Genomic DNA, 20,511 nt, shown 5'->3' with positions numbered 1-20,511 from the left:
TGGCGCCTACGTGGTTCGTTACTCCCCATTTTCTGCCCCATACTTTTTTTAGCGTCTCTTCATCATGGAAGCTGTGTTGAATCATGCTTTCTCCTAAAAATTCCTGTGTCGGCAGAGGCATTGTTACATCTCCTTTACATATTGATTGTCCAACAGCAAAACGGTTTGAAGCAGCGCGGCTGCCCCCCTTGCACAATCTTCAGGTGAGGAATATTCCTCAGGACAGTGGCTTTTCCCGCCGGCGCTCGGAATAAACAGCATGAGCGACGGAAACAAAGAAGCGATATATTGCGCATCGTGCCCGGCCCCGCTGAACATCCGCCGGGATGAGTAGCCCAGCCGGCAGACCGCATCACTTGCAGCGGCGAGCATCTCTTTTGAAAACAATGCGGTCTCCGTTTTCCACAGCACCTTCACGGCGCACTCCGCTTTCGCTTCACCGGCTGCAGCTTCTGCAAGCCGGCTGATCTGGAGGACGGCTTCCTCCCGGATTTTTGTTTTGATATGGCGGACATCGACTGTGAAAACGGCTTCGCCCGGTATGACATTATAGATGTTTGGCTTTACAGAAAAACGGCCGACAGTCGCCGTCAATCCGTCATCTATGGAAGAGCCAGCGCCGGAATCCGGCTGATGACGTTTGAGGCTGTGACGAGAGCGTCGTATCTCATGAGCATCGGCGTTGTTCCGGCATGATTAGCCGTTCCTTTAATCGCGATTTCAACACACGTCAGTCCGGCAACTCCCTCGACGATCCCGATCTGCCGGCGGGACCGCTCAAGAACAGGACCTTGTTCAACGTGCAGTTCGATATAGCATGAAGCGTGCCGGATCCTGTTCTCTTGCTCTCCTTTAAAGCCGGTGTCCTCCAAAGCCTTTAAAAACGAAATCCCCGCTCGATCTGTTTTAGCGTATGCTTCTTCTTTCGCATATCGCCCGGCAAGAACTCCCGATGCAAGCATCGATGGTTCAAATCTCGCCCCCTCTTCATTCGTAAAATTGACCAGCTCGACCGGACGCGTCAGCCTTTTGCCGCTTTCGACCAATACTCTCACCGCTTCAAGCCCTGCAATCAAGCCATATGCCCCGTCATAAGCACCGCCGTTTTCAACCGTATCCAAATGGGAACCGATCAGAATAGGCGGTTCATCCTTCAAGCCTTCATATGCGGCGTACATATTTCCGAGGTCATCGACTCTGACGTCCATTCCGAGTTCTTCACACCAGCTTTTAAACAGAAGACGCGCCTTCCTGTCTTCATCGGTTAAAGCAAGCCTTGATATTCCGCCGTTTTCGCTTTTTCCAATCATGGACATTTCTCTCAAGGATTCTGTTAATCTTAAAGGGTTTATATCGATCGCTTCCATACGTCTCCTCCTTTATTTCCATCCTGCAGACGGGCCGCTTCCGGCGAGGATTCCCTGCCGTCCGATGTTGACGCAGGCAGAAACGCGGCAACCGCCATCGTGCTTAAGCCGGCGGCAAGTCCGTATATAATCGGCTCGCTGGAAGAGGCGCCTTTCCAGACAAGCCCGGCGATAACGGCTCCGGAGCTGATCAGAATCGACCAGAAAGCAGCATAAGCTGTCGCTTTCTTCCAGAAGAATCCGAGGATGATCGGAAAAAACATCGCGCCTGACAAAATGGCATAAGCGATATCCAAAGCCGTAAGGACATCCTGGATCCAAAGCGCGCAAAAGATGCTAAACAGCCCGATGATCAACGTCATAGCCCGCGAGAAAAAGAGAAACTGTTTTTCTGTCATCTCAGGAACAAGCTTCGGCTTGATTATGTCATTGACAAGAAGCGTAGAGGATGCCAAAAGCGATCCCGACGCCGTCGACATCAGCGCAGACATCACACTTGCCAGCACAATCCCTAAAAGGCCTGAAGGCAGGGTGTGAAGCGCCATGTAAGCAAATGCATCCTGCGGGTCTTCAAGTCCGGGAAACGCCGCATAGGCGCACATCCCGATCACACTGACGCATACGGCGTATAACATGCTGTAAACTCCGGCGCCTATTCCGCCGGCTTTGGCGACGTTCAGCGATTTTGCCGTAAACGTCCGCTGCCAAAGCTCCTGTCCGACGATCATCCCAAGGGTAAACAACAAAAAGTATTGAAAAATCGTTCCGCTTCCGATCGCTCCTATATTAAAATAAGATTCAGGAAGCCGTTCCGCAATGCCTGTCCACCCGCCCGCTTCGAGAAGGCTTGCCGGCAGCATAATGAAGAAAATGCCCACCGTCATGATCACAAATTGAACGACATCCGTCATAGTAATCGCCCACATCCCGCCGAGAAGCGTATAAAACAGGACGATCCCGCCGCTTATTAATATGGAAGGAAAAAGACCCCATCCGAGAAAAACGTTTAAAATCGTCCCCATCCCGATGATCTGCGTGACGACCATTAAAGAGGTATACGTGCAGGCGACAACTGCACTGATCATCCTTGTCTCCCCTTTGTATCGCCGGCTGAGCATCTCGCTGATCGTCAAAACGTTCAAACCGTAAATCTTTTTGGCGAGAAAAAGGCTGAGGCAAATGATTCCCGCCCCGAGCATGATGACCATCCATGCACCTGATATGCCATGCATGTAGCCAAGCTTTGCGGTCCCTATTGTAGAAGCGCCGCCAAGGACGACCGCCGCCATACACGACAGGTACATGAAGAAACCGAGATTTCGTTCAGCAACCGCATAGGATTCAGAGGTTTTGACTTTTTTTGACCCTAAAAACCCGACAAGCAAAATCACGAAGAAATAAACGATCATAACGGACAGATCAATTTGTTTCATGCGCCCCTCCTTTTATTTTTCTGACTTGTCTGTAATTTATCACAGAAGGCTGCGCCTGAAAAATCGACGTTCTTTATCGTTTCATCACATTTTTTTATGTTATATTTCTTCACGCTTCGGTTGCTTTTTCGAAAATACGCTTTAAAAATATGAAAATGATACACGATTCGGGAGGCCCCAAATGGAATTAAGACATTTAAAAACGTTTCAAGTGGCTGCCGACCTTCTTCATTTTACAAAAGCCGCAGAGCACTTAAATTTCAGTCAACCTGCTGTCAGCGCCCAGATTCATTCGCTTGAGCGCGAATTAAAACAGCAGCTGTTTTTCCGCATCGGAAAACAGACATATCTCACCCCGGCCGGTGAACTGCTGAAAAGTTATACAGACCGGCTGTTTCTCATCATCGAGCAGATGGAAGAGTCATTTTCAATGCTCGCAAAGCCGAACGGCCAATTGCTCATTGCCGCTTCGGAAATATATTGCGCCAATTATTTGATTCCGATCGTTTCCGAGTATTTGAAACAGCACCCGGAAGTCGACATTCACATTTTGTCGCGTTCAAACAATGAAGTCATAGCCGGTATCGAAAACAATCAATATGACGTCGGCATCATTGCCGGGGAAATCACGAGAAAAAGCATTACAAATATATTGCTTGAAGAAGAAGAACTCGTTCTCGTTTGCGGGGTAACGCTCTATCAGCGCTATACGCCTGAAGAATTGATGAAGCGCGTTCCCTTTTTCAAGTACAGGACAGACGGATACTATCAAACGATGATGCAGGAATTTTTGTCCCGGTCCGGATACTCACCGGAAAAAACCGTTGAAGTAGAAAGCGAGAAAGCGATTAAAGCGGCGGTCTTAAAGGAAATGGGAGTTGCCTTATTAAGCAGCAACCTGGTCGACGAAGAAATTGAAAAAGGCATGCTTGTTCCGATTCAGGGGGCAAACGATACGATCCAGGTCAAAACTTCGCTGATTGCGCCCGCGCATAAAAAAGATACCGTCACAATAAAAACGTTTATCAGGACGATCGAACTGCTGTGGAATCGCATATGAGAAAAGCCCGGGGCATCCCCGGGCTCTTTCTCAATTCCATTGTTTAATGAAATTTTGCGTATAATACTTCTGATCCACGCCTACCCCCAGATGGGTATAATCGGCGTTTAACAGAGCCTTTCTGTGTCCTTCGCTGTTGAGCCAGCCTTCAACCGCAGCCGGGCCGTCAACGTAATTGAGGGCGATGTTTTCCCCCGCCTGCTCAAAATTCACGCGTCCTTTTTCAAGACGGTCCTTTAACGTACCGTCCGTTTTGGAAACGTGGGAGAAATAGTTGTGTTCTTTCATATCGCGGCTGTGGCCGTAGGCGACCTTTGCGACGGCTTCATCCCAGGAGAGCCGGGAAAGTCCGTGCTTTGCACGGATCACGTTTGTCAAATCAAAGATCTGTTTTTCATTTGCTTTCTCGACTTGCTGCCAATCAGATTCAGTCAGCGCCTTCGGTTCGATCAGCGTTCCCCTGTAGACGACCTCATACGGCCTCTGCTTGATCAGCGTTTCGGCATCGAACGCCCTGACGCTTGACAGCGTTCCTTCGAATTTATCCATATACAGCTGAACATAAAGATCGCCTGCTTTTACAGTCGGCCTCGTGTTCATATCTTCCTCTGAAAATTCAAACCGGTACGAGCTGCCGTCGTATTTGACATTAACGTACGGAGCAATTTGGGTTTTCTTAAACACGTCCCTTGCCTGCTGCCCGATTTTAAACGGTGCCGTATTGATCTTGTCGCCTGTCGCAAAAAGCGTGACAGCCTTATTATCCAGAATGCCGATTTGAACGTACTGTTTCGGCCCCTTATTGTACACCCACCATTTGTAATCGTAAGCAGACGGGTCGATCCTGTCCGGTTTGCCCAGCTTCTTTTCCACCGTATCAGCTGATTCCCCGACGAATGAAAGCAAGCCGGATGAAGGGATGTTCAGCGCTCTTTCCTTCTTCGCATCATCGTTTGATACTTGCGGCTTGTCTTCTTTGACGATTTTTTCAGGACTTGAACCGTATTGGATAAAAAGAGCATACGATGCCGCAACAATGAGAAGGATCAAGAAAGCCCTTAATACATTCTTCAAATTTCCACCTCCTGCCAACGGATCAATATATCACATAAACGGCATACATCGCATTCCGCCGAAAAACTTATCTTTAGTGTCATTTAAACAGAACTCGGACGAATTTTCAATCACAATACAGCCTATTTGCAAATGATCGCAAATATGTTTTTTAATGAAGAAAATCGCCTGATCTCTCTTCATTTTCCGAAATAAACGTCAGGGCATCGCCTGCTTGACGGTTTGATTTTTCGTAAGTCGAGACATCCCCCAGCGTGATGATTCCCGTTAAAGTTTTCCCGTTTGTAACCGGGATCCGCCTGATCTGATGATCTCCCATGAGTTCGATTGCCTTTTCGAGGGAATCATCTTCTTGCAATGTTACAAGATCTGTCGTCATAACATTTGTTACTTTTTGCGAATTCGGCTTTCTGTCGGCTATGCCCCGCAGCACCAAGTCTCTGTCAGTCACAATGCCGACAAGCTCAAGGCTGTCATCGCGAACGACGGGAACCGCACCAATGTTGCCTTCCTTCATTTTCACCGCTGCTTCGTATACATTATCGAGAACCGTACAATATAACAAATCCTTTGTCATGATATCCTTAACACTTGCCAAAACAAAGACCTCCTCTTTTTGTTCCTATTGTCGTCAAGCCTTACATGATTCATACTTTCACAAAAATATTTAGATTACAGACTTCAGCAGGATTGAAAGTTTAACGCTTTCATACTATGATTGTCAGTAAAGGTAATTTTTTTAAAAAGGGGGCTTTAAGGGATGAAATTTGAAGAATCCGGTATTGAAGGGCTTACCGCTGAACTCAACCGGCTTGACGATATCATGAAAGAAGAAGGATTCGTCAGGGCTGGACAATGGGATTATGAACGAGTTACCTATGACCGCAAGTTTGACATGGTGGAGGGAAGATATTACCTGCGCGTTTTCGGATATGCAGTCGAAGGCGATGTCGGCGCAAGACGGGCAGTCATCAAACTGCTGACACCGCTTTTAGGAAAATATTATTACCCGCACGGTGTCGAGTATGGTGAAGAAGAGTATTTTCCAAAGCAATTGCTGCAAACGAGCGAGAACGTTTTAAAAAAAATAAAAGAAAAAGTATCCGCTCTCAACGTTTAAGCTTACATAAAAAGGTACAGCCCAACCCGGCTGTACCCTTTTTCGTTTCAATGAACCGTCGACGGAGAATAAGGCTCCTCCAGCTCATCTTTCGCCCTCTCCTTTTTAGCCCAGCTGAAAAAGACGATCGCTAAAAATGTTCCATACACAATTTCCTGGATGATCTTCATAATGATCGCTCCCAGCTGCTGGTCTTCAATGACCGGCAAGCTGCTGAACATCTCCGGTCCTGTGAGCGTCATGCCGCTCAGCATGTCAAGCGGAACACACAGCTTCATTGCTTCCGCCCATGCCGAAGGATCCGAATACGTCGAATACAGGGCCGTATCGCTAAACATAATCAATGCGCAGGCAGGCGTCAGCAAAATGCCGTCAGCCATGATGTAGCCCATTTTCAAGAGTCCGTTCATGTGCGGCAGTTCTTTCACCCGGTGAATAAGCGGCCACCACATGAAAAATGCGGCGACAAAGATCAAAACGGTAACAGCCGCGTGATAAACTGCGTTTGTTTTAATAAAATCAAACACGAGCGGAATATGGTACATCGAAAATAAACCGTTAAAAACGATGATCGCGATTAATGGCTTGGAACAAAATTGAAACAAGGGTTTTACAACCGGACGAAAAATCGCTTTTTTCCAGAACCAGGCCGGCACTCCAAGGATGAGAAGCGGCGGCACGACCAAGTATAAAATCGCCATCTGTGCCATATGCGCGCTGAACATAATATGGCCGAGTAAGTCGAGCGGACTTCCCTTGGAAACATATAAAAGAACCATGCCTGACAAAAACAGGGTGATTTCTTTCCGGGAAGCCCGTTCGTCGTCAGAACCAAAACGTCTGATCAGCACAAAATAAAGTGCGGTCAGGAAAAGGACGGCCCCTAGGAAATAGGGGCTCCAAAGGGCGCGAAAGCCGAATATCTCAAGGGTGCCCATTGTGAGCATCCTCCTTTCTTTACCACCAGATCAAGGTCATAAACGCTAAGACGGTGACGAAAGCGACCAAAATCCCTGCGTAGAGAAACAAGGAAGGCGCTTCATGCCCCCGCTGGCTCATGTGCATAAAATAATACAGCTGAAATGCAACCTGAATGACCGCAAGCAGAAGAATGAACGGAACCGTAAACCATACCCCGGCATCAGCGGCCACCGCTAAAAATGCGACAACGGTCAAACCGATCATGAAGCCGAATGAAATCACCTGATATCTCATGTCCTCCGCATTTTTCTTTCTGCGGTATACGAGATCTGTTTTGGGGTTCCCTCTGTTTTCGTTATTGACCATGTTATTCCACCATCCCCATTAAATATACAACGGTAAAGATAAACACCCAGACAACGTCGATAAAGTGCCAATAAAGGCTCGCTACATAAAACTTCGGAGCGTTGTACAGGTTCAATCCCCGTTTCATATTCCGGATCATCAGCGCAAGAATCCAGAGAAGCCCGAAGGTTACGTGGGCTCCGTGCGTGCCGACAAGCGTATAAAAAGCAGAGCCGAGAGCGGAGCTCGTAATGCTGAATTTATACTCATGAATGTAATGTGTAAACTCATAAATCTCAAGCGCAAGAAAGCCTGCGCCCAGCAAAACGGTGATCCCGAGCCAAATCTGCATTTTTTTAAAGGCAAAATTCTTCATGTGATACATCGCATACACGCTTGTTAAGCTGCTCATCAACAGAAGCATTGTCGCTAGAAACACAAGGCCGAGATCAAACATTTCGCTCGTTTTCGGCCCTCCTGCTGTGGAGTCCCTCAGCGCGATAAAGGTTGCGAAGAGAGACGCAAACAGAACCGTCTCCCCTCCAAGAAACAGCCAAAATCCGATAAACTTGTTTTTTCCTTCTAAGGTTGCCTTTTCAGGATTAGCCGGGAAGGTTTCAGCCGTTAGTTTCTCTTCTGTGTGCATTATGCCTTCACCCCTTTGTCATCGTCGTCCATCAGATCTTCCTTATGAATGTGGTAGCCGTGATCATCAATAACCGAACGAAGGAGCATCGAAAAGAATGTGATCCCGAGTCCGATCAGGATGACAGGCAAGCCCCAGGCAAACTCCGAACGGTACATAAAGCCGAACGCCGATACAAAAAGGCCGAAGGAAATAAAGAAAGGAAGAATGGAACCGTTCGGCATGTGGACATCCTGCAGCGGCTCCGCAGCCGTTAATGACCGTTTCCCCGCCCTTTTCTCGATCCATAATGCATCAAGTCCCCTGACCAAAGGCAGCTGTTTAAAGTTATACTCAGGCGGCGGGGACGAAACGGCCCATTCCAGCGTTCTCCCGTCAAGCCATGGATCGCTGCCGGCTTTTTCCCCTTTCACCGTCGTTGCGATGATATTAATCACCAGAATGATAACGGCAACAGCCATCAAAAATGCTCCGATCGTACTGACCATGTTCGCCGTTTCAAACCCCTGATTCGGCAAAAATGTGAACACGCGTCTCGGCATTCCCCACAGCCCGAGCCAGTGCTGAATAAAAAACGTCAGATGGAAGCCGGTGAAAAAGAGCATGAACGTAATCTTTCCTAAAGATTCATAAAGCATTTTCCCGAACATTTTCGGCCACCAGTAATGAGCTCCGGCTAAGATAGCGAACACCACTCCGCCTATGATGACGTAATGGAAATGGGCGACGACAAAGTACGTGTCATGGAACTGGTAGTCGGCAGGCGCGGCGGCAAGCATAACCCCGGTCACCCCTCCGAGGACGAAAGACGGAATAAATGATACCGCATAAAGCATCGGCGTCGTAAACTTGATGCTGCCGCCCCAGATCGTCAGCAGCCAGTTGAATACTTTGATCCCCGTCGGAACCGCGATGGCCATCGTCGCGACCGCAAAAATGGCGTTTGCAACGGGGCCGAGCCCGGTCGTAAACATATGGTGAGCCCACACCATGAAGCCTAAAAATCCGATCAGTACTGTCGCAAATACCATTGACGAATAACCGAAAAGCCTTTTTCTCGAAAAAACCGGAATGATTTCGGAAAAAATTCCGAAAGCCGGAAGGACGAGAATATACACTTCAGGGTGACCGAAAATCCAGAACAGATGCTCCCAGATCACCGTATTTCCGCCTAATTCAGGATTGAAAAAGCTCGTGCCGAACAGGCGGTCAAACATTAAGAGCGCAATTCCGACCGTTAACGGAGGAAACGCAAACAATATGAGGGAGGAGGAGACGAACGTCGTCCACGTAAAAAGCGGGAGTCTCATATAGGTCATCCCCGGCGCCCTCATGGTGATGATCGTAGCGATGAAGTTGATGCCCGCAATCAGCGTCCCGATCCCGGAGATTTGCAGACCGAGCACAAAGAAATCGATTCCGTGCCCTTCTGAATGAAGGGACAATGAAGCATACGACGTCCAGCCGGCGTCAGGCGCCCCTCCCAAAAACCAGCTTAAGTTCAAAAAGATGCCGCCGAACAGGAACAGCCAAAATCCGAGTGAATTCAAAAACGGAAACGCGACATCCCTCGCCCCGATTTGAAGCGGGACGACCGCATTCATCAAGGCGAACAACAGCGGCATGGCCGCCAGGAAGATCATCGTCGTCCCGTGCATCGTCATAATTTCATTGTAGACGCCGGCGCTGACGAAGTCGTTTTGCGGAAACATCAGCTGAATTCTGATCATCATCGCTTCAATTCCGCCGAGCACAAAGAAGAATCCCCCGGCCACTAAATAAAGCACGGCTATTTTTTTATGATCGACAGTCGTTAAATAGTCCCATAACACAGCCCCAAAACCTTGCTTTTTTCTAAGCGTACTCACAATGTAACCTCCCTCTTCTCCCTTTGAAGCGTTAATCTTGTGTTTTTAGCCCCTTTAAGTATTCGGTCAGTGCATCGAGCTCCTTATCGTTTAAAGCCGGGTATGTTCCCGTCATTTTATTCCCCGGTTTAATGCTCTCAGGATCCTTGAGCCACGCTCTCAGGTTCTCGTCATTGAAGTCTTTGACGCCCGCTATTTTCGACCTTTCGCCAAAAGTGGCGAGATTCGGCGCCGTTCTGGCTGCTTCCGCCCTCTGATCCTTCGCATCGGTTGCATGGCAGCTCAGGCAGTTTTTTTCTTTGAAAACCTTCTCCCCTTCTACAGCGAGGTCTGTTTTCGGCTTCGATTTATCATTTTCCATGTTCTTCATCCACTGTTTGAACTCATCCTTCGGAAGCGCCTTAACTTTAAAATCCATTAAGGCGTGGGATGGTCCGCAAAGCTCAGCGCATTTGCCGTAAAAATATTCGCCCGCCTGTTCAGCCTTCTTTGAATCGAATGTCAGAAAGAATTTGTTGTCATTGTCTGTATTCGTATCAATCTTACCGCCGGCCGAAGGCACCCAGAAGGAATGTTTCACGTCTGAAGCCTTCAGTTTAAAATAGACGCGTTCATCCGTCGGCACGACCAGCTCCTGGCTCGTCACGACGCCGTAATCAGGATACTCGAATTCCCACCAGTAAAGATTTGCCCTGACATTGACCACAAGCGTTTTTTCAGGGTCTCTGTTCTTCTTATCCATCGGTTTCGTATCCGCCTGGCTGAAGGTTTGCGCGACCACGGGAACGACCAGTACAAGCAATAGAATAATCGGAATAACAGTCCATAAAATTTCTAAATTGCGATTTCCCTCAATCTGTTTCGGCATGTGGTCTTCACCGAGACGGGACCTTCTGTATTTCACGATGACAAAGATGAAAATGAAGCTCACTACGATGACGACGACCACCATGATCAGCGTGCTGAGAATCATCAGGAAATACTGCTGGTCAGCCACTTCTCCCGCGGGTTTCAGCGTTGATAAAAACGGCTCTCCGCATCCTGCTAAAACGAGCGTCAAAATAGTGAACAGCGAAATCAGACGCCATTTCTTTAACATTTCACCCCAACCCCTTTTCAATGAATCCTTTTGAAACTTTCACTACTCCATCTTTATTAGAACACCCATTCACCCATCTGACTCCCATACCCAATAAAGCACTTACATTTCCTCTTTTCTTAAATAATGATCATTTTTACTCAAAATACCATCTATGTATGAACGTAAAGCCGCCCATATCAGATGACCGAGTAATCGTCTAAGGCGGCTTTTACAAGATTGTTGTCTGTTTCCGTGTTTAGGTGACAGCCAATGTGATGAATATAGAGTTTTTATCCAATCTTAAATAGCGTAAGAACGACCATTGCCACAAAGAAAATGGTCAAGTAATTTAATGAATATACAAACATAAGCGTTGCCCACTTCATGATATCTTTGCTTCTGAAGCCTAAAAGGCCGCAGACGAGCCAGCCGATGTTCAATACCGTCCCGAGGACGACGATCGGCATGCCGAGCCCGCCGAGGAAAAACGGCAGCGGCATTAAGCAGGCGGTCCAGATGATAATCTGCCTTTTCGTTACTTCAAATCCGTGGACGACCGGCAGCATCGGAATGTCCGCAGCTCTGTACTCCTCCGTCTTCTTGATGGCAAGCGCCAGAAAGTGAGGAATCTGCCATATAAACATGATTAAAAACAGAACCCACGCCACAACACCGATCGATCCTTCGACAGCGGTCCAGCCGATCAGCGGAGGAACGGCCCCGGAAATACTGCCGATAATCGTATTGATTGTATAGCGGCGCTTTGACCACATCGTGTAAAGAAAAACGTACGTAAAGACGCCGACGAATCCGACGACAGCGGCCATAACGGTTGTCATCAGAAGCATGATAAAACCGAACGCAATCAGCAAAATGCCAAACCACAAAGCCTGGGAGGGCTGGATTTTGCCGGTTACAGTCGGCCTGGTTTTCGTCCGCTGCATGAGCCGGTCGATGTCGCGGTCATAGTAGTTGTTGATGACGCAAGCCCCCGCTATGATGAGCGACGACCCTGCCAATGTGAACAGCACGATATCCAGATTTCCAAGAAAGCTCTGATTTGATAAATAAAAGGCAAGCCACATGCCTGTAAATGTTGTTATCAGGTTTGAGTATACAATCCCGACTTTGATCAGGGCGAGGAAATCCTTCCATGCCGTTGTTTCTTCTATTTGTCCATTCATTGCTGTATCAGCCGTAATTCTTGAATTAGCCAATAACGTTAACCCCCCTTACTCAAACCTTCATCACGTCAAGAGAAGCCGTATATTCATAAAAAACCTACAACTCTATCATACAAGATTACCGGATGGAAAAAAACATCCTATTAGATATTAATCGACAAACCGGTTTATATTTGTGAACTTTTTATGACTTTCATTACAGATGAAGGAAAAATTGTGAACGAGAGCGAAAAAATCTCCTCTATTCAAATATAGTTCTATCAAACCGGACCGGAATAATCAAGTCTTCAAATTCAAGAAAAATGTGAACGGTTTGTATTGCATTTTTGTGAACAATAATCATTATGAATTGCAGCAGAACATAAATTCGCTTAAACTTGAGAGTGGATAAAAATTTTTTTATCAGGCAGTTTGGATTAAAAGGGGAATTGAATTTATGAATAAAGCATTAAAATGGCTGGGAATTATTACGACTATCGCCATGCTCTTCGTGCTGATCGGCGGGGCTCTGGTCACGAAGACTGGTTCCGGAATGGGCTGCGGCAGATCGTGGCCGCTCTGTCACGGAAGCATATTCCCTGAGCTGACGTTGGAATCGATTATCGAATGGAGCCACAGATTTGTTAGCGGAACCTCCGGCATTCTCGTGCTGGCGCTTGCGATATGGAGCTGGAAAAAAATCGGTCATATCAGGGAAACGAAATTCCTTGCGGTGATGTCGGTCGTCTTTCTTATTCTCCAGGCGCTTCTCGGGGCCGCAGCTGTCGTCTTCGGCTCATCGGCTTTAATTATGGCTCTGCATTTTGGGATTTCACTCATTTCATTCGCTTCGGTCCTTCTGCTGACGCTTCTCATATTCGAAGCGGACAGCAATGAAAAGTCTGAGTCTTTTCATATAGGAAAAACGATGCGGTTTCATATGACCGGAATCATCGTATACACGTATATCGTTGTTTATACAGGAGCCTATGTCCGGCATACAGAGTCAAGCCTCGCCTGCCTGGACTTTCCGATGTGCAGCAGGGTGAAAGGCTGGGCGCCGTCCCAGTTCCACGAATGGGTGCAGATGGGCCACAGGGCGGCAGCCTTTCTTCTGTTCGCCTGGATCATCATAGCGGCTGTTCACGCGGCAAGACACTATAAAAACCAGAAGCGGATTTATTGGGGCTGGATGATTTCGGTTATATTGATCATCCTTCAGGCCGTGTCAGGAATTTTGGTCGTTCTGACCCGTCTGCAGCTGAGCCTTGCTCTCGCCCACGCATTCTTTATCTCATGCTTGTTCGGGGTTTTCTGCTACTTCTTGCTGCTCGCATCCCGTTACCGGCATCAATCCAAAACAAAACATTAAAAAACAGACGGCAAAAGCCCCTGCATTATGAAGCAGGGGCTTTTAAACCGCGCAAAACAGGCTGCCGATTTTTATCGGCAGCCTGCATTGTTTATTTCTTCATTTCGATGAGAAGGTCTCCGGTTTGAATCGCTTCACCGTTTGCGACATGAATGTTTTCGATTGTGCCCGAAAACGGAGCCTGGACGGTCGTTTCCATTTTCATCGCTTCATTGATCATCAAATGGTCGCCTTTATTGACTTGATCTCCCTTGCTGACCAAGAGCTTGATCACCGTTCCCGGCATCGATGCCGCGATATGATTCGGATTAGAACGATCCGCCTTTACTTTCTGGTGAACGGAGGATTTGATGCTCTCATCTTTGATAACCACTTCACGAGGCTGTCCGTTCAGCTCAAAGTAGACGACCCGCGTCGCATCAGAGCGCGGCTCCCCAATGGAGACCAGCTTCACGATCAGCGTTTTTCCTCTTTCGATCTCGACTTCAATCTCTTCGCCGAGCGTCATGCCGTAGAAGAAAGTCGGCGTGTCCAAAACGGAAATATTTCCGTATAGCTCAGCGGTTTGAACATATTCTGTAAACACTTTCGGATAGAGCGCGTAAGCAACGGCATCCTGATCAGAAAGCTCAACACCGTGTTTTTCCAAAAATTCCGCTTTTATCCCGTCAAAGGAGACTGGTTCAAGCAATTCTCCGGGACGGACGGTAATCGGCTCCTGTCCTTTTAAAATGAGCTTTTGCAGTTTTTCCGGGAACCCGCCGTGTGGCTGGCCGAGGTACCCTTTAAACATTTCAACGACCGAATCAGGGAAGTCAAGGGATTCTCCCCTTTCGTAAATATCTTCTTCAGTCAGTTTATTCTGCACCATATAAAGCGCCATATCTCCAACTACTTTGGAAGACGGTGTAACCTTTACGATATCCCCGAACAGATCGTTGACCCGCCTGTACATCGCTTTTACTTCGTTCCAGCGGTCGCCGAGGCCGACGCCTTTGGCCTGCTGCTGAAGATTGCTGTATTGTCCGCCAGGCATTTCGTGGTGATAGATTTCGGTATGAGGCGCATTCATTCCGCTCTCAAACTCACTGTAATATTTTCTGACGGTTTCCCAATATTGGGACAACGATTCAACCGCATCGACATTTAGCTGAGGACGGCGTTTATGGCCTTCAAGCGCGTGATATAGAGAGCTTGCGCTCGGCTGTGACGTCAATCCCGACATGGAGCTTACGGCCACGTCTACGATGTCGACGCCGGCTTCGATCGCCTTTGCATACATGTAAATGCCGTTTCCGCTCGTATCATGCGTATGCAAATGAATTGGAATATCCACGGTCTCTTTCAGTGCAGACACCAATTCATAGGCTGCCTGCGGCTTTAACAAACCGGCCATATCTTTAATGCCGAGAATATGGGCGCCGGAGGCTTCAAGCTCCTTAGCCATCGATGTGTAATACTCGAGGTTGTACTTCGTTCTTGCCGGATCAAGAATGTCCCCTGTATAGCAGATCGCCGCCTCGGCGAGTTTTCCGGATTCGCGGACGGCATCGATCGCAAGCGTCATGCCTTTTACCCAGTTCAGGCTGTCAAAAATACGGAACACATCGATCCCGGCAGCTGCCGATTCACTGACAAACTTTCGGATCAGATTGTCCGGATAGTTCTTATAACCGACCGCGTTTGACGACCTTAACAGCATTTGGAACATTGTGTTCGGAATTTCTTCCCGCAGTTCTTCGAGCCGTTTCCACGGATCTTCTTTCAGGAAGCGGTATGCCACGTCAAATGTTGCCCCGCCCCACATTTCAAGGCTGAACAGCTCCGGCCAGAGCGCAGCCGTCGGGTTAGCGATCTTCTTCAGGTCGTGGGTTCTGACCCTTGTCGCGAGCAGTGACTGATGGGCATCGCGGAACGTTGTATCGGTCAAAAGCACCGATTCCTGCTCTTTCACCCACTTCACCAGCCCGTCGGCTCCCTGCTCGTCAAGGATCTGTTTCGTGCCGTTCGCAATCGGCTGATCAACGTCTGTTTTGACAATTCGCGGCTTGTCAAACTCAGGTTTCCCCTTTTTGTCGATGCCCGGGAACCCGTTAACCGTTACGTTTCCGATATAGGTCAGCATCTTTGTGCCGCGGTCTTTTTGTTTAGGAAATACAAAGAGCTCAGGCGTCGTATCGATAAATGATGTATCGTACTGCCCCGTCAGGAATTTTTCGTGTTTTGCCACATTTTCAAGAAAAGGAATGTTCGTTTTAATTCCTCTAATACGGAATTCCTGAAGGTTTCGGACCATTTTCGCGGCAGCCTGCTCAAACGTCAGCGCCCAGGTCGACAGCTTGACGAGCAGGGAATCGTAGTAAGGCGTAATCACCGCTCCCTGGAAGCTGTTCCCCGTATCAAGGCGAACGCCGAATCCGCCGCCTGACCGGTATGCCATAATCTTTCCGGTATCAGGCATAAAGTTGTTTGACGGGTCCTCTGTTGTCACCCTCGACTGAATCGCATAGCCGTGCAAAGTGATCGCATCCTGATCCGGGATGTTCACCTCTTTGCTCTTCAGGCTCAGCCCGCCGGCGATCAAAATCTGCGTCTGAACGATATCAATGCCCGTCACCATCTCCGTGATGGTGTGTTCGACTTGAACGCGCGGATTGACTTCAATAAAGAAAAATTCGTCGTTTGCGACTAAAAATTCGACCGTTCCCGCATTGACGTAATCAACGTTTTTCGCGAGCGCAACGGCGGCTTCACAGATTTTTCCCCTCAGAGAATCGGAAAGTGAAACGCTCGGTGCGATTTCGATGACCTTTTGATGGCGCCTCTGTATGGAGCAGTCGCGGTCATAGAGGTGCACCACATTTCCTTCTTTGTCCCCGATCACCTGAACCTCAATATGCTTCGGCTTTTCGATCAGCTTTTCAACGTATACTTCATCATTCCCAAAAGCGGCTTTCGCTTCTGACTTCGCCCGGTTATATGACTCCTCCAATTCGGATTCGTCTCTGACGATCCGCATGCCGCGGCCTCCTCCGCCAAGGGATGCCTTGATGATAAACGGATATCCGTATTGTTCAGCAAAACGCTTGACGTCTTCGACGCTTGCGACAGGGCCGTCGCTTCCCGGAATAACCGGAATGCCCGCCTTTTCCGCTTGTTCACGGGCTTTGACTTTATCCCCGAACATATCGAGGTGCTTTGAGGTCGGACCGATAAAAATGATGCCTTCCTCTTCACAGCGCTTGGCAAACTGGATATTCTCCGATAAAAACCCGTAACCCGGATGAATCGCATCTACGTGGTTTCGCTTCGCGATTTCGATGATGCCTTCAATATCCAGATAAGCATCGATCGGCTTTTTTCCTTCGCCGACCAAATACGCTTCATCAGCCTTGTATCTGTGATAGGATCCGCTGTCTTCTTTTGAGTAAATCGCCACCGTACGAATATTCAGTTCTGTACAGGCGCGAAACACCCGAATCGCGATTTCCCCCCTGTTTGCAACAAGTATTTTTTGTATAGGCTGTTGTGACATGTCGCTCCTCCTCATCCGCTGTTTTCATATGTATCTATTCTAAATGAATCAAATGAGGCTTGTACACGATTACTTTTTTAAAAATTTATACTTTTTTTATATTGATTTTCTTTAAGCTTTGTAGTATTGACAGGCTCTTTCCGCTTGTATCTGTCAAAATATTCATTGAACATGCTGATATTCACCAGCATCCCGGCGCATGCCATAAGCAATATGAGCGATGAGCCTCCATAGCTGACGAACGGAAGCGTGACGCCTGTCAAAGGAATCAGGCCAGAGATGCCTCCCAGGTTGATGAAAGACTGGATCGCAATCATGCTTGATATCCCGATCGCTAAAAGGCTCCCAAACGGGTCATCGCATTTTCTCGCAATATAAAAACCCTTTAAAACGATGAAGCCGAGCAGCAGCACGACAAATAAAACGCCGAATATGCCGAGCTCTTCGGCGATGATCGCCATGATGAAATCGGTGTGCGATTCGGGCAGATAGCCGTACTTCTGGATGCTTTCTCCGAGCCCGAGGCCAAAAAGCCCCCCGGAACCGAGCGCAAGATACGAATTGACGACCTGAAATCCAGAGTTTTGAGCATCCTCAAACGGGTTTTGGTAGCTTTCAAACCGGCTCAGCCTCCCCGGAGTTAAGATGTTGTCCAAATTCAACAAAATCAAGGGACTGACAAGCAAAAGAACAATGCCCGCCAGCATCAGGAGCTTCAGCAGCGTCTTCCCGCTGAATCCGGAGCACAGAATAATGCACAACGCAATCAAACCGATGATCGTCGCCGTCCCGACATCGGGCTGAGCGGCTACCAATGCGCAGATGACGAGCGTAATCAGCGCCGGAGGGGCGATCCCCGCTCCCAAATTGTCGATGTAGCTTTGTTTTTTGGCATACACGGAAGAAAGATACAAGATGATCGTCAGCTTGACGAACTCTCCCGGCTGAATGCTTAAGCCCCCCAATTTGTACCAGCTTTGGGCGTTTCCCGCTACATGACCGACTGCAAACAGGGCGACCAAGGCGATGACGGAAGCAAGCAGCAATATTTTTTGGAATTTTTGATTGGCGAATGCCTTGTACGGAAAAAGTGCCGTGAATAAAAAGACAATCGTCCCGAACACCAGGAACGTGAGCTGCTTGTCAAAAAAATAGGAGCTGTCTTTATTGTACCTTGTCACCGCCGTGATCATGCTTGAGCTGTACACCATCACGAGTCCGAACCCGCACAGGAGAAATACAGCGAAGATTAGTGAATAATCATACGATTTGAGCATTCTTTTTATCATATTATCCTCTTCCTTACTTTTGCCCTTAAAATATTTGATATGATCTTTCGTTATTTTACTACACTTTCTTTAAAAGAACGAAAGATACCCTTTTATAAACCTTCGATATCCCGGTCTGTTTTTTATCGGCAGTACGGGCGTCTTCGTTTATTTCTCAAAAATAATAAAAAAAGCCTGCCGGCCATCTGTACTTACAGACACGTCGTCGACAAGCTGACTCAGACTAAAGAAGCATCCCCTTTAGCTATCCGTTTATTTTTTTGTAAAGGCTTCATGCAATGCAGACAATTCTCGCTCAAGCCTGTAAAGCAATTCTTTTCCTTCTTGTTCCTCTACCAATCCAAGGCGGACAGCAAAGTCAATTTCCCTTGAGAGTCCGAACATTTGTGTATCTAAAACCTCTTCATAAAGAGGACATTGAGGCATCGTTAAGTTGTCCATTTGCACTTGAATCAGCTTCAAAATTTTATCAGCATCACGTTTTAAAAGAGCAAGTGCTTTTTCACGATGATCGACTACAATCTCAGACGCCAAAAGTATCCCTCCGTTCCCCAGGCGAGTACCTAATTCTTCTATTTATAATAAAGCCTAACCTATAAAATTGCAAGCTATTTCTGCCCCCTTCGGCGCATCTCAGGATCATTCGGATTCTTAAAAAATGCTTAAGCTGTAATTTTCGGACAAAAGCTCAAGCAGGCGGATTCCGGCGATGCTGTTTCCTTTTTCATCCAGAGAAGGGCCGAAAATGCCGATTCCGAAGCTGTACGGAACAAGCCCCATGATTCCGCCGGAGACGCCGCTTTTTGCCGGTATTCCGATTTTAATCGCAAATTCGCCGCTTGCATTGTACATGCCGCAGGTCACCATAAACGTTTTGCAAATTCTCGCTATATCTTTCGGAATAAGCTGTTCCCCAGTTTCGGGGTGTTTGCCGTTTAAGGCAAACACACAGCCGATCTTCGCCAAGTCAAGGCTGTTCATCTGAATGGCGCATTGTTTCGTATACAGATCCATAACGTCCTCTACTTCCGCCTGAAAAATCCCGTGCTCTTTCATGTAATAGCACATCGCCCTGTTGACCATCGACGTTTGAAATTCCGAATCCGCGACCTTTTTGCAAAAAGAGATGCTCCGATTGTTTGCAAGCGCCCTGACAAACTCCAAAAGCCTGCCGATTCTATCAGATGATGTCGCCCCTTTCATCATGCTGGTTACGACCAGAGCGCCGGCATTGATCATCGGGTTGAGCGGCTTGCCCGGATTAACGGTTTCAAGCTTGATGATCGAATTAAACGGATCGCCCGTCGGTTCTTTCCCTACAAAATGAAACACTTTTTCAGGTCCGTGTTCCATCAAAACGAGCGCCAGCGCCAGCACCTTTGAGATGCTTTGAAGCGTAAAGACTTCTTTCACATCCCCCGCCGAAAGGCACGTCCCATCCGTATAGTAGACCGCGACCGACAAATCATCCCCCGACTGCTCCGCCAAAGCCGGTATGTATGAGGCTACTTTTCCTTTTGCGGTTACTTTTTTCGCTTCTGTGACAAAATGTTCGAGCTCGTCATTATGCCGGCAATTCACGTCTCTTCCCTCCATCCAAAGCATGAGTTTCTTTTATCTTTCCCTGAGGAAGCCCGCGTTATGAGAAGTGACAATCCAAAAGAAAGCGCTTATAATCTCTGTGAGGGAGTGGTGAGAAACAATGGAGATCATAACGATAACAGGAAATGTGAAATACTCGATTACGCTAGATCCGAGCGTCTGGATATTTGACGACCGAAAATTCGAACTGGACCGTTTTTTTTCAAATGAGGCGGAACAGGAACAGGAGTACCTTGACATCGATCGTGAGCGCATCATCAGGGAAGGCGCCGTATCGCCGCCGACTCTAAAATCAGAGAAGAAATACGAACGGGAAAAGTTGCTTGACGGAACATTCGCGATCAAGCTCGAACCGTTTTTACACAACGCGGAAGTGTCCGAGACTGCCGCTTTTTGCATCTTCAAAACAGAAGAAGGAGATTTCTCAGTTCCGATCGGGGAAGCAGGCGCCATCCTTCTCTGCTTCAGCAAAAACGGAAAGCCGCTGACAGAAGACGGGCCCGTCCATGTTTATTTCGCAGACGGCTCAAACCGGACAAACCCGATCAAAAACGTAAAAGAAATTCATGTCCAATAAGCCTATGATCAAGCGCATTCTAAGAAAAAACCTGGATTCCTGATATGCTCCCCTAAAG

19 protein-coding genes are annotated in these 20,511 nt (G+C 47.8%); 4 read left to right on the top strand and 15 right to left on the bottom strand.

All coding sequences use genetic code 11. The features are described 5' to 3' along the window. Positions 1-123: 123 nt before the first annotated feature. From V7126_RS20205 to V7126_RS20195, 3 genes are read right to left on the bottom strand one after another with little or no spacing between them, the layout of a single operon-like run. Complete coding sequence (locus tag V7126_RS20205) at positions 124-594, bottom strand: M20/M25/M40 family metallo-hydrolase (protein ID WP_175076856.1); 471 nt, start codon at positions 592-594, stop codon at positions 124-126. Positions 595-602: 8 nt separating this feature from the next. Continuing rightward, positions 603-1,367, bottom strand: a complete 765-nt coding sequence (locus V7126_RS20200) for a Zn-dependent hydrolase (RefSeq protein ID WP_175076857.1) — start codon at positions 1,365-1,367, stop codon at positions 603-605. Next, on the bottom strand, positions 1,349-2,800 hold the full coding sequence (locus tag V7126_RS20195; RefSeq protein ID WP_175076858.1) for a sodium:solute symporter: 1,452 nt from the start codon (positions 2,798-2,800) through the stop codon (positions 1,349-1,351). Before V7126_RS20195 ends, V7126_RS20200 begins: the two co-directional genes overlap by 19 nt. A 181-nt stretch (positions 2,801-2,981) precedes the next feature. On the opposite strand from V7126_RS20195, the gene V7126_RS20190 reads away from it, so the two are divergent. After that, the gene (locus V7126_RS20190) at positions 2,982-3,860 is read left to right on the top strand and encodes a LysR family transcriptional regulator (protein WP_175076859.1); all 879 of its coding nucleotides are present in this window, start codon (positions 2,982-2,984) and stop codon (positions 3,858-3,860) included. A 30-nt stretch (positions 3,861-3,890) separates the two neighbouring features. Here V7126_RS20190 and V7126_RS20185 read toward each other — a convergent pair whose 3' ends face one another. Further along, complete coding sequence (locus tag V7126_RS20185; protein WP_175076860.1) at positions 3,891-4,934, bottom strand: CAP domain-containing protein; 1,044 nt, start codon at positions 4,932-4,934, stop codon at positions 3,891-3,893. A gap of 151 nt (positions 4,935-5,085) precedes the next feature. Beyond that, a complete protein-coding gene (locus V7126_RS20180; RefSeq protein WP_099047036.1) occupies positions 5,086-5,532 on the bottom strand; it encodes a CBS domain-containing protein in 447 nt (148 codons plus the stop codon). Positions 5,533-5,694: 162 nt separating this feature from the next. Here V7126_RS20180 and V7126_RS20175 point away from each other — a divergent pair, with 162 nt between their 5' ends. Then, the gene (locus V7126_RS20175) at positions 5,695-6,054 is read left to right on the top strand and encodes a YugN family protein (protein ID WP_046130758.1); all 360 of its coding nucleotides are present in this window, start codon (positions 5,695-5,697) and stop codon (positions 6,052-6,054) included. 47 nt (positions 6,055-6,101) lie between these two features. Here V7126_RS20175 and ctaG read toward each other — a convergent pair whose 3' ends face one another. From ctaG to cyoE, 6 genes are all read right to left on the bottom strand, one after another. After that, entirely contained in the window at positions 6,102-6,992 is an 891-nt protein-coding gene (gene ctaG, locus V7126_RS20170) for a cytochrome c oxidase assembly factor CtaG (protein ID WP_175076861.1), read from the bottom strand. A 19-nt stretch (positions 6,993-7,011) separates the two neighbouring features. Next, positions 7,012-7,341: a cytochrome c oxidase subunit IVB gene (gene ctaF / locus V7126_RS20165; RefSeq protein ID WP_335498569.1), complete on the bottom strand. Its 330-nt coding sequence runs from the start codon at positions 7,339-7,341 to the stop codon at positions 7,012-7,014. A 1-nt stretch (position 7,342) separates the two neighbouring features. Next, positions 7,343-7,966: a cytochrome c oxidase subunit III gene (gene ctaE, locus V7126_RS20160; RefSeq protein ID WP_175076862.1), complete on the bottom strand. Its 624-nt coding sequence runs from the start codon at positions 7,964-7,966 to the stop codon at positions 7,343-7,345. Beyond that, positions 7,966-9,834 carry a cytochrome c oxidase subunit I gene (gene ctaD, locus V7126_RS20155; protein WP_373688012.1) on the bottom strand — a complete coding sequence of 623 codons (1,869 nt, stop codon included), beginning with the start codon at positions 9,832-9,834 and terminating at the stop codon, positions 7,966-7,968. Before ctaD ends, ctaE begins: the two co-directional genes overlap by 1 nt. A 31-nt stretch (positions 9,835-9,865) precedes the next feature. Continuing rightward, positions 9,866-10,933 carry a cytochrome c oxidase subunit II gene (gene coxB / locus V7126_RS20150; RefSeq protein ID WP_046130763.1) on the bottom strand — a complete coding sequence of 356 codons (1,068 nt, stop codon included), beginning with the start codon at positions 10,931-10,933 and terminating at the stop codon, positions 9,866-9,868. Positions 10,934-11,205: 272 nt separating this feature from the next. Then, on the bottom strand, positions 11,206-12,132 hold the full coding sequence (cyoE, locus tag V7126_RS20145; protein ID WP_048353091.1) for a heme o synthase: 927 nt from the start codon (positions 12,130-12,132) through the stop codon (positions 11,206-11,208). A 403-nt stretch (positions 12,133-12,535) separates the two neighbouring features. On the opposite strand from cyoE, the gene V7126_RS20140 reads away from it, so the two are divergent. Next, positions 12,536-13,450 carry a COX15/CtaA family protein gene (locus tag V7126_RS20140; RefSeq protein WP_046130765.1) on the top strand — a complete coding sequence of 305 codons (915 nt, stop codon included), beginning with the start codon at positions 12,536-12,538 and terminating at the stop codon, positions 13,448-13,450. Positions 13,451-13,541: 91 nt separating this feature from the next. Here V7126_RS20140 and pyc read toward each other — a convergent pair whose 3' ends face one another. From pyc to glsA, 4 genes are all read right to left on the bottom strand, one after another. Next, entirely contained in the window at positions 13,542-16,985 is a 3,444-nt protein-coding gene (pyc, locus tag V7126_RS20135; RefSeq protein ID WP_175076864.1) for a pyruvate carboxylase, read from the bottom strand. 77 nt (positions 16,986-17,062) lie between these two features. Beyond that, positions 17,063-18,274, bottom strand: coding sequence for a putative lipid II flippase FtsW (ftsW, locus tag V7126_RS20130; protein WP_046130767.1), 1,212 nt, complete (start codon positions 18,272-18,274; stop codon positions 17,063-17,065). 252 nt (positions 18,275-18,526) lie between these two features. After that, complete coding sequence (locus tag V7126_RS20125) at positions 18,527-18,808, bottom strand: YlaN family protein (RefSeq protein ID WP_046130768.1); 282 nt, start codon at positions 18,806-18,808, stop codon at positions 18,527-18,529. A gap of 117 nt (positions 18,809-18,925) precedes the next feature. Beyond that, positions 18,926-19,855 (bottom strand): glutaminase A, encoded by a 930-nt coding sequence (glsA, locus tag V7126_RS20120; protein ID WP_175076865.1) that lies wholly within the window; start codon positions 19,853-19,855, stop codon positions 18,926-18,928. 121 nt (positions 19,856-19,976) lie between these two features. On the opposite strand from glsA, the gene V7126_RS20115 reads away from it, so the two are divergent. After that, positions 19,977-20,453, top strand: coding sequence for a peptidyl-prolyl cis-trans isomerase (locus V7126_RS20115; RefSeq protein ID WP_175076866.1), 477 nt, complete (start codon positions 19,977-19,979; stop codon positions 20,451-20,453). Positions 20,454-20,511 lie beyond the last annotated feature (58 nt).

The organism is Bacillus sp. JJ675 (assembly GCF_036963165.1).
GTDB classification, from domain to species: Bacteria; Bacillota; Bacilli; order Bacillales; family Bacillaceae; genus Bacillus; species Bacillus glycinifermentans.
Note: the sequence above shows the minus strand (reverse complement) of the source record. Positions and strands in the feature narration are given on the sequence as shown.